We start from the raw sequence: 12,662 nt of genomic DNA, 5'->3' as shown, positions 1-12,662 counted from the left end.
CTTTCCAGCTTATATTTTACGCTTTGTTATCTTATAACTGATTTCGGCAATAACAGTATATTTGATCTATTATTCTGCCAAGGCTAACCTTACTTAAGTGTGAAAGTTTTAGAAAAAAAAGATTTTGATGCAGTTGTAATTGGTTCTGGTCCTAATGGGCTTGCTGCGGCCATAACCATGCAGGAAGCCGGACTATCTGTTTTAATACTGGAAGGCAAAGAAACCATAGGCGGCGGTTTACGAACCAAAGCTTTAACGCTTCCAGGCTTTCAGCATGATGTCTGCTCGGCTATTCATCCTTTAGCAGCCAGTTCTCCGTTTCTGGCAAAGTTACCGTTACACCAACACGGATTAGAGTTTATTTACCCGGAATTTTCGGCCGCCCATCCAGTAGATACCGGAGGAGCCGCTTTGCTAATAAACTCACTTCTAGAAACAGCCCGGTTACTTGGTCCCGATGCCAAGGCTTATGAAAATCTCATGCAGCCAATTGTAAAAAACTGGACCGGCTTAGCGCCGGATATTTTAGGTCCATTAACTTTTCCCAAACACCCTATTAATATGGCTCAATTTGGGGTACAAGCTATAAAACCGGCAACTTTTCTGGCTAATCGTTTTAAAACAAGAGAAGCCCGGGGATTGTGGGCCGGTATGGCAGCTCACTCCATGCAACCTTTATCCAAGATTACTACTTCAGCCATAGGTTTGGTGCTAATGGCGGCGGCTCATTTAAACGGCTGGCCTATTCCCCAAGGGGGCTCCCAAACCATCGCTAATGCCTTAGCTTCTTATTTTACTTCTTTGGGAGGTAAAATTGAAACCAATTTTTATGTTCAGTCATTGGTACAATTACCTTCGGCTCATGCTGTGTTATTTGATGTAACTCCTAAACAATTGCTGCAAATCGCAGGGCTAAAATTTTCTTCTCTCTATACCAGACAACTACAAAACTACCGCTATGGCATGGGGGTATTTAAAGTTGATTGGGCCCTGGATGGCCCTATACCATTTACCTCGCCTGAATGTAACCAGGCCGCTACCGTACACTTAGGTAACACCTTAGAAGAAATTGCAGTTGCTGAAAATCAAACATGGCAGGGGAAACACCCGGATAAGCCCTTTGTTTTACTAGCTCAACCAAGCCAGTTCGACTCGTTAAGGGCTCCGGCCACCAAACATACGGCCTGGGCTTATTGCCACGTACCCAATGGATCCACCATGGATATGACGAATGCCATTGAAAAACAGGTTGAACGTTTTGCACCAGGCTTCCGGGACAGGATACTTGCCAAACATACCATGAACACGGTGCAAATGCAGGAACATAACCCTAATTATATTGGTGGCGACATTAACGGCGGTGTAATAGATGTTGGACAGCTTTTTACCCGTCCAGCGTTAAGGCGTTCTCCATACCGCACCTCTGCCAAAGGTCTTTATATTTGCTCTTCTTCTACTCCTCCGGGGGGCGGTGTACATGGCATGTGTGGGTACCATGCGGCCACAAGGGCCTTGCAAGATATTTTTAAGCTTCAGCCTAAAACTAAAATTTAACTTCAATGGCGCTTTACAGTAACAATCCTTCTAAAAAGGATAAATGATAGTAATTTTGCTACGGCCTAATTTACCTGCATTGTAAAAAATTAGGGAAAGCCATGCTGTTTTCTGGTTAATAGCTTCAAATGGGAAATCCTCACTTTATTTAATTTTATTCCATTTAAAAATAATCTATTCTGTATCCTTGTGATCTGGTTATGGTGCTGGAGTGGAGAGAAATACGTGACAAGCTGTCCTTATAAGGTAACCAAGTTTTAAAGAAGCCTATCTGTTCCGGCGAACATTTGGGGATTATATTTACTAATTGAATGGCCGGTTCAAACACGTAATTTTGCCTTGCAATTTTCGATTCTATCAAAGGAAGCACCGGACCAATCTGAACAATACCTATATTTGTAGCCATTAGCTAAGGAGGTATTATTAAAGATCTTAATATTGTATTGTGTTGATTAGATTCTACAGCATTTTTTTATTTTTCAGCCTACTTCTTTCTTATAAAGCCTCGGGACAAGAAGCCCAACCTGTAACCTATCCACGACTTGCCGGATTTGCTGGCCTGGCACACCCAGTAATTACCTTTAGCAAAGAAGGTACTTCTGTAAATTTCAAAGATTTTTATACTGTTGCCATACCAAGTGGCATCCATATCTGGAAAAGCCCTAAAATCGGGTTTTCTTTGGAAGTCACCCCTATGATAAGAGTAGAAAATAACATCAGTAAAATGAATAATGTTATGATCCATCCCGGGGTGCTGGTAGCTTTAGGCAATGGGTTCAATTTTGCTGGTCGGGTTGCCTTTGAAACCTCCGGCAGATACGGAGTAACTCCTATTTTATCTAAAGTTTTAATCAGGAATAAAGGCAGTAATTTTTATGGAGCACTCCCTTTGGCTTTACGGTTTGGCAACGACCAACCTTCTTCTTTAACCTTGGCCGTCATGTTTGGTGTAGCATTTTAAGTGAACGCGCTAAATTTATTTTTAGGAAAATACAGGCTTTATAATGGCTTATTTAAGAATAGGAAAATCTATCAAAACAGAATAGAATAAGCTTTTCTGGTAAACATTTAGTATCTTTGTTAAATTAAATTTATAGCACAAACTACGATGGCTATTACCAAAGAAGAAGTATTAAAAGCTTTAAGTTATGTAGAGGAACCAGATTTAGGAAAAGACCTGGTAACCCTGAACATGATTGAAGATGTAGAAATAAATGGTAAAGAGGTTTCATTTACAGTTATTTTAACTACACCAGCCTGTCCTATGAAAGACTTGATACGGAATGCCTGTGTCAATGCTGTTCATATAATGGTTGATAAAGAGGCCAGTGTTACGGTAAACATGACCTCGCGGGTGACAACTGCCCGTGCCAACAATTCTGGTATTTTAAAAGACGTAAAAAATATAATTGCTATTGCTTCCGGTAAGGGTGGCGTTGGAAAATCAACAGTTACTTCTAATCTGGCTATTGCATTGGCTCAAATGGGTGCTAAAGTTGGTTTAATTGATGCCGACATTTCAGGTCCGTCCATTCCGGTTATGTTTGATACCGAAGAAGAACGACCACACGTTTTCAAATCACCAGACGGAAGAAATCTGATAGAACCGGTAGAACGCTATGGCATCAAAATGATTTCTATTGGTTTCCTGGCTCCTGCCGAAAGTGCAGTAGTATGGCGGGGTCCAATGGCTAGCTCAGCTTTAAAACAATTTATATCAGATGTTGATTGGGGCGAATTGGACTATTTATTAATTGACTTACCTCCCGGAACTTCTGATATTCATTTAACTATGGTACAAACGGTACCGGTTACCGGAGCCATTATAGTAACGACTCCCCAGAAAGTAGCCCTAGCCGATGCCCAAAAAGGTTTGCAGATGTTTAAGCAGCCGCAGATAAACGTACCGGTTTTGGGAATTATAGAAAATATGGCGTACTTTACTCCTGCCGAGCTGCCAAATAATAAATATTACATTTTTGGCGAAGGCGGTGGCAAACAATTATCCGATCGATGGAACGTTCCTTTGCTCGGACAGGTTCCTTTAATACAAAGTATCCGGGAAAGTGGCGATGCTGGTAGACCTGAGGTTTTGAAACCTGACTCACCAGCTGGTAAAGTATTTGAAGAAATAGCCCAGTCTGTTGCCCAACAAGTTTCGTTGCGCAATGCCGGGCTGGAAAAAACCAAAATAGTACCTATTAATACTTAATTAAATATGGTAGATACAAACACAGAAATTGTTTTTTTGGCTCGCGTAGAAAAAGCACTCGACCAAATCAGACCTTATCTGGAAGCAGATGGTGGCAACGTGAAAGTATTGGAATTAACCGATGATATGGTCTTAAAGCTGGAATTAATGGGGGCCTGTGGCTCTTGTTCCATGTCTACCATGACCATGAAAGCCGGTATTGAACAAGCTGTTAAAAGAGAAGTACCGGAAATCTTATCAGTAATAGCTGTAAACTTAACTGAACCCGAAGTACTTTTAAACTAAAATAAAATAACCTTATAAGAAAAACCGGAGGCTACCTGTAGTCTCCGGTTTTTTTGTTTTATAACTTCAGGGTATTTCTACAAATGGTTATGATCATCTAAATACAAAAGCCTTTTTATAGTTGTTTGACTATTACCTCCGCCCACTACTGCTCCCTTATCCGTTACCAACTTCAGCAAAATCAAATAAGAATTTGACCACTTTAAATCTTATTCTACTCCATTCAAATAAAAGCTAAGATAAGCTTTATTATTTCCTATATAATTACAAGCATAATTCTATCACCATTGTTGATCATTTATTTATGCTGAAAACTTTACTCCCAAAAGTTCTTTTAAACTTGTTGTTTTTATGTATGGGTCTTAAACCAATAATTTCCCTTGCGCAAACCGAAACAGATGCTTTAATGATGCCACAAAATAAGTTATGTATTGCCGGGTTGGCTGGCTATTCCAGCTGGACAAACTACTGGGAAGGCACCTTTAAACGTGAAAATGCTAATATGGGCGCGGTATCTACTAACATAACAATGCTGATGTTTAACTATGGCATTAAAAACAATTTAAATTTTATTGTTAATGTACCTTACCTACAAACCAAAGCCTCCAAAGGAACACTTGCCGGGATGCAAGGCGTGCAAGATTTAGGTTTCTTTATAAAATATAAACCTTTTGAGGCTACCTCAGGCAATAGTTTACTCTCACTTTATGTGGTAGGTGGTCTCTCTGTTCCCTCCCACCAGTATAACATTGATTTGTTACCTATGAGCATCGGCCTGGGTAGCAGAGTTGCTTCCGTCCGATTTTTAGGTGATTTTCAATCCGGAAAGTTTACAGCGTCCGTATCCGGGGCGTATTTGCACCGGAGCAATGTTACCATCGACCGCACCGCTTATTTTACCGATCATCAAATAAACTCTTCGGAAGTACAAATGCCCGATGCTGGTAATTTCCAGGTTCGTTCTGGCTATCGGGATAAGCATTTGATTGCAGAAGCCATAGCAGACAATATGACTACTCTGGGCGGTTTTGACATCCGGAAAAATGACATGCCTTTTGTTAGCAATAGAATGAATAGTACCAGAGTAGGTTTGGAAGCCAAATATTATTTAAAAAAGATTTCCGGTTTAGGTATACACGGCAACTATTTTAGAACGGTGCAAGGACGAAATGTGGGAAAAGCAACCAGCTTCATGGCAGGTGTAAGCTATATCTTAAACACGGGGTCAACCTCTAAAATGGACTAACTTTTATGAAAAAAATATTTACTCCCCTTATTGCTTTTGCCTGCCTATGCTCTTTAATTTCCTGTAACAAAGAAATAGAAGAAGATAATGAGCATTATGAAGCTTTACAACCAAACCAATTAGATGCCGATGCGGGTACCTGGAAAACCTTTATTGTTGCTTTGCCATCAGACTTTCCTGTTCCAGCTCCGGCCTCTCCAACTTCTGCTGCTTATCAAACAGAACTGAATGAACTAAAATCTGTCACGGCTAACTTAACCGATAAACAAAAAAATATTATTAACTACTGGAAAGTTGGCAGTGTTTTACGCTGGAACGAAATTATGCGGAAATTGGTAGCCAAACACAATTTACCACCTTACCAAAATGCTGATGGCACCTACCCCGTACCAAGTGCGGCTAATCCTTTTTCTTATCCGGTCTTTCCATTTTCGAATCCGCCCTATGCGGCCAGAGCATATTCTTATGTTAGTGCCGCCCAATATGATGCCTTGGTAGTGGCTTACCATTACAAGAAGCAGTACAACCGGGCTGCTCCTTATAAAGTAGATACCAACATTAAGCCCTTAGTAGCCCAAAACGATTTACCTGCTTATCCATCTGAAGATGCTGTGGTATCGGGCGCAACTTTAGAATTACTAAAGCTATTATTTCCGGCGGATATTGAATACATCAGGAGCAAGGCGGAAGAAGAGAAGAATTTCCGTTTATGGAGCGGAGCTAATGTAAAAAGTGACCTAGTGGCTGGTGATTCTTTAGGCCGTTGGGTAGCCCGTAAAGTTATTGCCCGGGCCAAAACCGATGGCATGGGAACTGCCGGTGGCAACCAGGCTATTTGGACAAAGCTGGAAACAGATTGCCGGGAAAGAGGAGAAACACCCTGGCTATCTCTTGAATCCCCGAAACGGCCACCTATGTTGCCGCTCTATGGTAATGTAAAACCAATGTTGTTTAGCAGCGCCACAGTTGTTTCTTTGCGGCCAGGACCTCCTCCAGCCACCAATAGTCCTAAAATGCGTCAGGAATTAAATGAAGTTTTAAGTTATACTAAAAATCCAACGCGCGATAATATGAAAATTGTAAATTTCTGGGCCGATGGAGCAGGCACCTACACCCCTCCCGGCCATTGGAATGCCATTGCCACCCAAGAGTTTGTAAAGCATAAATACAGCGAGGTGCGTTGGGCCAGAAATTATGCTTTGCTTAATGCCGCTTTAATGGATGCCGCAATAGTGTGTTGGAATACTAAATATTATTATTTCAATGCCCGGCCTTGTCAATTAGATCCAGCTATTAAAACTTTAACTGGCGTGCCCAACTTTCCGGCTTATACATCAGGACATTCCACTTTCAGTGGGGCAGCTGCTACTATTTTAGGGTATTTATTGCCGGCTAAAGCTCATGAATTTACCGCTATGGCCCAGGAAGCCTCTTTGTCTCGACTTTACGGGGGAATCCATTATCGTGCCGATTGCGAAGCAGGTATAGAAACTGGAAATAAAATTGGGCAGTACGCCATTAACCGGGCCAAAACAGATGGTGCTGAATAAACCAGTACTATAAAAAACAAAGAAGCCGCAAAATACTAGCGGCTTCTTTGTTTTTTATGATACATTAATTTCGGACGGCAATCATTAAACTTAATTCTTTGTAGCGCAGATTAAATTTCTTTGCAATAGCCGCATTGGTTAAGCTGCCTTTATAAATATACACACCGCTCCGATAATGTTCATGGGTAAATAACACCTCATTTATACCGCCATGCTTTGAAATATCCATAAAGATTGGAGTAAAGATATTACTTAAAGCATTTGTGGCCGTCCGGGGTACCCGGGAAGGAATATTGGGTACACAATAATGTATAATATCGTATTTCCGGAAGATAGGTCGGCTCAAGGTTGTTAATTCAGATGTTTCAAAACAACCTCCCTGGTCTATCGCCACATCAATAATAACGGAACCTGGATTCATTTGCGCCACTATTCCTTCCGGAATCATGCCTCCTCTTCCGTCCTGAACAGAAAGGGCTCCAATCACAACATCGGCTAATTTAAGCTCCTGATTAAGTACCGCCCCATCTAATGTTGAGGTAAATAAATGCGGACCTATATTTTGTTTTAGCCGCCGCAGTTTATAAATGTGATCATCAAAAACTTTCACTTCGGCTCCTAACCCGATGGCCGCCCGCGTGGCATATTCGGCAACAGTTCCGGCCCCTAGCACTACCACTCTGGATGGGGGCACCCCGGTAATACCACCCAATATTACACCTTTACCTTCATTGGCCGAGCTTAAATATTCCGCAGCAATCAACATTACCGTACTCCCGGCTATCTCACTCATTGCCCGGACAACCGGTTTCGTATCCGATTCGTCTTTTAGTAACTCAAAAGAAACAGCATTTATTTTTTTACGACAAAGACACCCAATGTATTCGCTTGTCAGGCTACCAAATTGTAGGGCAGAAATAAGTGTTTGCCCCGCTCGCATATAATCAATTTCTTCAAATGTAGGAGGGGCTATTTTGAGAATGATATCCGCTTCATAAACTTCTTTAGTTGAGTAAACAATACGGGCACCTGCCTCAGAAAACTCATGATCGGCATACTTGGATGGACTACCGGCACCAGCTTCTACCCATAATTCATGGCCGTTATCGGTTAGCACCCGTACTGCTTCCGGGGTTAATCCAATCCGGTTTTCTTGTAAGGATGATTCTTTAGGGATTCCAATAAAGAGGCGTTTCTTTCGTGTTTCAACCGCCAACATCGATTCTTTCGGAAAAAGCGCCCGACTAGTAGCAGCCAGCGATTCAAAACCCGAAGGAATATGCTCATTCATATTAATTTCTTTTCAACGTAATAGTACGGGCCTCTCCGGTACCTTTCTCTATTAAAACTTCTACAAAATGGTCGGGCAAAACATTTGCCACATTAGAAGGCCATTCAATCAGACAAGTATTACCCGAATCAAAGTATTCTATTGCTCCCATATCCAGTGCTTCAGCTTCATCCTGTATCCGATAAAAATCAAAATGAAATAGGGTTTTACCATCAGTACTTTGGTATTCGTTTACCAGGGAATAGGTTGGGCTGCTAACTGGCTCTTCCACTCCCGCCAATCTGCAAATTTCTTTAATAAGAGTGGTTTTTCCAGCCGCCATTTCGCCCTGAAATAACAAAATTTTATCGTTTTTTGCAAAATTAAGAACTTCAGCGGCTGCCCTTTTCAAATCGGCCAGCGACTGAAGTTCTATTGTAATTTGGTTCATGCTATTAACTTAGCCATTTTTGGCATTAAGCGTAACAAATGGAATAATAATTTCTTCCAAAGATACACCCCCATGCTGAAAAGTATCCTTATAATAATTTACATAATAGTTAAAATTATTTGGGTAGGCAAAGAAGTAATCTTCCAAAGCAAAAACATAAGCTGTAGATATATTCTCTTTAGGCAAGAAAATACGTTCTGGTTTACGCACTACAAAAACATCTTTCTCAGTAAAGCCTAAATTTTTACCATGTTTATAGCGTAGGTTGGTATTCGTATTACGATCGCCAATAATTTTGAAAGGCTTTTTGCACCGTATAGTACCGTGGTCGGTGGTTATAATTAACCTGCCTTTTTTCTCGGAAATAAGTTTCAGCGTTTCAAATAAGGGAGAATGTAAAAACCAGGAACGGGTAATAGACCGGTAAGCCGATTCATCGGGGGCAAGTTCCCGCACCATATTGCTGTCTGTCCGGGCATGCGATAGCATATCTACGAAATTATAAACAATTACATTCAGCTTATTATTTTCTAAGTTATTAAACTTGGCAACTAAGTCTTTCCCTTGCGCAATATTGGTAATTTTATTATAACTAAATTTTTCGTTTATTTTGTTTCGCTGCAGGTTAATTTCCAGAAAGTCCTGTTCGTGTAAATTTTTACCTTCATCATCCTCATCCGAAACCCACATATTTGGATATTTCTTCTGGATTTCTGATGGCAACATACCCGCAAAAATGGAATTCCGGGCGTAGGCCGTAGTAGTTGGCAGAATGGAATAATAAAGCTCTTCGTTTTCAACAGTAAAATAATCGGCAATAATGGGCTCTAATATTTTCCATTGATCGTACCGCAAATTATCTATCAACACAAAATACACCGGAACTGAGCTTTCCTTCATCATCGGAAAAATACGTTCTTTAAATAGTTCGTGCGACATCATTGGCTTTTCATCTGACTCGTTGTTTATCCATTCCTCGTAATTTTCCATGATAAACTTAGCAAAATTGGTATTAGCCTCGTCCTTTTGCATGTTTATTACGTCGGCCATGCTTTTCCCCTCCGTTTCGTCAATTTCCAGCTCCCACCGTACCAGCTTTTTGTAATTTTCGGCCCACTCTTCATAGCTTAAGCGCTCACCTAAGGCCATTCCCAACACCCTGAAATCACGTTGATAAGAGCTATTGGTTTTTTCAGAAACCAGTCGTTTGTTATCTAAAATCTTTTTTACCGATAGTAATATCTGGTTTGGATTAAGCGGTTTGATAAGGTAATCGGCAATTTTAGAACCAATGGCCTCTTCCATTATATGCTCCTCCTCACTTTTGGTAATCATAACCACCGGAATATTGGGGCGTATCCCTTTAATTTCAGTAAGTGTTTCCAGGCCGGAAATTCCTGGCATATTTTCGTCCAGGAATACCACATCAAAATTAATTTCCTGGAATTTTTCAATGGCATCAGCACCACTGCAAACAGGCGTAATGTCATAACCTTTTTCTTCCAGAAACAGAATATGTGGTTTCAAAAGGTCAATTTCATCATCGGCCCATAAAATATTATATCTTTGTTGCATAGTTTTATTAATAGTAGTAGTTCGGTAATCAGGTTTTAGCAATAGCTTAAATCAATATAGTTGATTTTCTTATTTTATAACATTAGCAAACATACGAGTTATTACGATGTTTTATTGTTGTTCATAAAATTGACAAAACTAATACTGATTCTGATTATGGATTATTCCTTAGCTTATTTTATACGTCGACAACGAACAACGGACAACTTAGTTTTAGCTTGAACAAAAAAAAAATATTTAACGACCCGGTTTACGGTTTCATTACCGTTCACTCTGATTTATTGTTCGATATCATTGAACATCCTTATTTTCAGCGCCTTCGCCGCATAAAACAATTAGGGCTCACGGATTTTGTATACCCGGGCGCTTTGCATACCCGTTTCCACCATGCCTTGGGAGCTATGCATTTAATGGAGAGCGCCCTTCAGACTTTGCGTGGTAAAAATACGCCAATATCTGAAAGAGAATGGGAAGCTTCATTATTAGCTATATTATTGCATGACATTGGCCATGGCCCGTTTTCGCATGCCTTGGAGACCTCCATCTTTACCGATGTAAACCACGAAGAAATTTCATTATTTCTGATGAATAAACTAAATGATGAATTTAATAATCGTTTAGATTTGGCCATTGAGATTTTTACAGGCGAATATAACCGGCCCTTTTTCCACCAATTGGTTTCCAGTCAATTAGATGTAGACCGGCTCGATTACCTGAACCGGGACAGCTTTTATACCGGTGTTTCGGAAGGCAATATTGGCTCCAATCGCCTTTTAAAAATGATGGATGTGCACGAAGGAAAGCTGGTAATGGAAGAGAAAGCTATCTACAGCATTGAAAATTTTCTGGTATCCCGGCGGGTTATGTATTGGCAGGTTTATTTACATAAGACCGTTTTAAGTGCCGAGAATATGCTTATCCGCCTAATCGAACGAGCCCGCCAACTGGTTCAGGCAGGTATTGAGGTTCCGGCCAATCCGGCCTTACTATACTTTTTATCTCAGAATATAACCATCGATGATTTCCACCGGGACGATAAAATATTAGATAGGTTTACCAGTCTGGATGATTATGATATATGGAATGGCATTAAAAGCTGGGGCCGCCATCCAGATAAAATTCTTTCTTTTATGGCAGATTGCATGCTAAAAAGAAAGCTTTTTAAAATTATGGTATCTCCTACCCCATTTGATGAAGATATGCTGCTGGGTATTTCTGAACTGGTACAGGAGCATTTTAAGGTAGATGAGCCAGAGGTACGTTATTTAATGATTACGGGTCAGATTAGTAACAGTGCTTATGTTTCGTCCAGTGGTTCGATTGATATTTTGTCTAAATACGGTGAAATAAGAGATGTAGCAGAAGCTTCTGATTTACCTAACATCCGGGCACTTAGTAAAAAAGTGGAAAAGTATTACGTTTGCTATCCGAAAGAAATCGCGGTTTAAAGAAATAGTTTACTAATTTTACAGCATGGAATTTACTGTCGGACAAATAGCTGAATTGCTGGGAGGCCTGGTTGAAGGTAATGCAGCTGGCAAAATCCGGGAATTAGCGAAGATAGAAGACGCCCAGGAAGGTTCGCTAGCCTTTTTATCAAACCTGAAATACGAACCATTCTTATATACCACCGGAGCGACGGCCGTAATTGTAGCTAAAAGTTTAGAATTAAAACAACCGGTTACCACAGCCCTCATCCGGGTAGATGATCCTTATTTAAGCTTTACGGTTCTGTTAGAAAAATACGAAGAGGCTTTAGCGTCTTTGAAAACCGGGGTAGAACAGCCTTGCTTTATAGGCGAAAACTCGACCATTGGCGAAAATCACTACCGTGGCGCATTCTCCTATATTGGCCAAAATTGTACCTTAGGCCATAATGTAAAAATTTACCCACAGGCTTATATAGGTGATAATGTACGTATAGGCGACAATACTACCATCTTTGCTGGCGCCAAAATTTACGGCAAAACAGTAATTGGCAATAAGTGTACTGTTCATGCCGGAGCCGTAATTGGCAGTCCGGGCTTTGGGTTTGCCCCTCAAAAAGATGGTACCTACCGTGATATTCCACAAACCGGAAATGTAGTACTGGAAGACAACGTAAATATTGGGGCCAATACCACCATTGACTGTGCTACATTAGGTTCTACTATTATTCATGAAGGAACTAAGATTGATAATCTGGTTCAGATTGCTCATAATGTGGAAGTAGGTAAACACACCGTTATTGCTTCTCAAACTGGAATTTCCGGCTCCTCCAAAATAGGAAACTACTGCACAATAGCGGGTCAGGTAGGCATTGTAGGTCATATTTCCATTGCCGATAAAACAATTGTAGGTGCTCAATCAGGTGTTTCTAAGAACGTTACCAAATCCGGCACTATCATTCAGGGCTCCCCTGCTTTTGATTACAAACAGAACCTACGTGCCTTAGCTGTATTCCGGAAATTACCCGATCTGGAAAAACAATTATTTGAACTCAAAGAAAAAAAATAACTTTGCCCATTATTTAGAGCAAA

The 12,662-nt window shown here is 40.6% G+C and carries 12 protein-coding genes; 8 read left to right on the top strand and 4 right to left on the bottom strand.

Annotated elements, in window-relative coordinates:
• Positions 1-99 precede the first annotated feature (99 nt).
• Positions 100-1,554, top strand: coding sequence for a phytoene desaturase family protein (locus ADHAQ_RS0118075; RefSeq protein WP_026464140.1), 1,455 nt, complete (start codon positions 100-102; stop codon positions 1,552-1,554).
• Between the two features lie 163 nt (positions 1,555-1,717).
• Here the strand turns inward: ADHAQ_RS0118075 and ADHAQ_RS0118070 are convergent, their stop codons facing one another.
• Positions 1,718-1,960: a hypothetical protein gene (locus ADHAQ_RS0118070; RefSeq protein WP_026464139.1), complete on the bottom strand. Its 243-nt coding sequence runs from the start codon at positions 1,958-1,960 to the stop codon at positions 1,718-1,720.
• Between the two features lie 39 nt (positions 1,961-1,999).
• On the opposite strand from ADHAQ_RS0118070, the gene ADHAQ_RS0118065 reads away from it, so the two are divergent.
• The 5 genes from ADHAQ_RS0118065 (at position 2,000) to ADHAQ_RS0118045 (ending at position 6,847) form a co-directional block, all read left to right on the top strand.
• Positions 2,000-2,515: a hypothetical protein gene (locus ADHAQ_RS0118065; protein WP_157433455.1), complete on the top strand. Its 516-nt coding sequence runs from the start codon at positions 2,000-2,002 to the stop codon at positions 2,513-2,515.
• Between the two features lie 147 nt (positions 2,516-2,662).
• Positions 2,663-3,766: an Mrp/NBP35 family ATP-binding protein gene (locus tag ADHAQ_RS0118060; RefSeq protein ID WP_026464137.1), complete on the top strand. Its 1,104-nt coding sequence runs from the start codon at positions 2,663-2,665 to the stop codon at positions 3,764-3,766.
• 6 nt (positions 3,767-3,772) lie between these two features.
• On the top strand, positions 3,773-4,051 hold the full coding sequence (locus tag ADHAQ_RS0118055) for a NifU family protein (protein WP_026464136.1): 279 nt from the start codon (positions 3,773-3,775) through the stop codon (positions 4,049-4,051).
• 355 nt (positions 4,052-4,406) lie between these two features.
• Positions 4,407-5,297 (top strand): hypothetical protein, encoded by an 891-nt coding sequence (locus tag ADHAQ_RS0118050; protein WP_157433454.1) that lies wholly within the window; start codon positions 4,407-4,409, stop codon positions 5,295-5,297.
• A gap of 5 nt (positions 5,298-5,302) precedes the next feature.
• Positions 5,303-6,847: a vanadium-dependent haloperoxidase gene (locus ADHAQ_RS0118045; RefSeq protein ID WP_026464134.1), complete on the top strand. Its 1,545-nt coding sequence runs from the start codon at positions 5,303-5,305 to the stop codon at positions 6,845-6,847.
• Positions 6,848-6,911: 64 nt separating this feature from the next.
• Here ADHAQ_RS0118045 and ADHAQ_RS0118040 read toward each other — a convergent pair whose 3' ends face one another.
• Genes ADHAQ_RS0118040 through porX form a run of 3 tightly spaced genes read right to left on the bottom strand, consistent with a single transcriptional unit; the run spans position 6,912 to position 10,143 of the window.
• On the bottom strand, positions 6,912-8,138 hold the full coding sequence (locus tag ADHAQ_RS0118040; RefSeq protein WP_026464133.1) for an alanine dehydrogenase: 1,227 nt from the start codon (positions 8,136-8,138) through the stop codon (positions 6,912-6,914).
• A 1-nt stretch (position 8,139) separates the two neighbouring features.
• A complete protein-coding gene (tsaE, locus tag ADHAQ_RS0118035) occupies positions 8,140-8,568 on the bottom strand; it encodes a tRNA (adenosine(37)-N6)-threonylcarbamoyltransferase complex ATPase subunit type 1 TsaE (protein ID WP_026464132.1) in 429 nt (142 codons plus the stop codon).
• A 9-nt stretch (positions 8,569-8,577) separates the two neighbouring features.
• Positions 8,578-10,143, bottom strand: coding sequence for a T9SS response regulator signal transducer PorX (porX, locus tag ADHAQ_RS0118030; protein ID WP_034257454.1), 1,566 nt, complete (start codon positions 10,141-10,143; stop codon positions 8,578-8,580).
• Positions 10,144-10,361: 218 nt separating this feature from the next.
• Between porX and ADHAQ_RS0118025 the strand changes: the two genes are divergently transcribed.
• Both ADHAQ_RS0118025 and lpxD read left to right on the top strand, forming a co-directional pair.
• On the top strand, positions 10,362-11,591 hold the full coding sequence (locus tag ADHAQ_RS0118025) for an HD domain-containing protein (RefSeq protein WP_026464130.1): 1,230 nt from the start codon (positions 10,362-10,364) through the stop codon (positions 11,589-11,591).
• Positions 11,592-11,616: 25 nt separating this feature from the next.
• Positions 11,617-12,639: a UDP-3-O-(3-hydroxymyristoyl)glucosamine N-acyltransferase gene (lpxD, locus tag ADHAQ_RS0118020; protein ID WP_026464129.1), complete on the top strand. Its 1,023-nt coding sequence runs from the start codon at positions 11,617-11,619 to the stop codon at positions 12,637-12,639.
• The last annotated feature ends 23 nt before the right edge of the window (positions 12,640-12,662 follow it).

This window comes from Adhaeribacter aquaticus DSM 16391 (assembly GCF_000473365.1).
In the GTDB taxonomy this organism is placed as follows: domain Bacteria; phylum Bacteroidota; class Bacteroidia; order Cytophagales; family Hymenobacteraceae; genus Adhaeribacter; species Adhaeribacter aquaticus.
The sequence above is the reverse complement of the archived record's forward strand: the minus strand, read 5'-3'. Positions and strand labels throughout refer to the sequence as shown.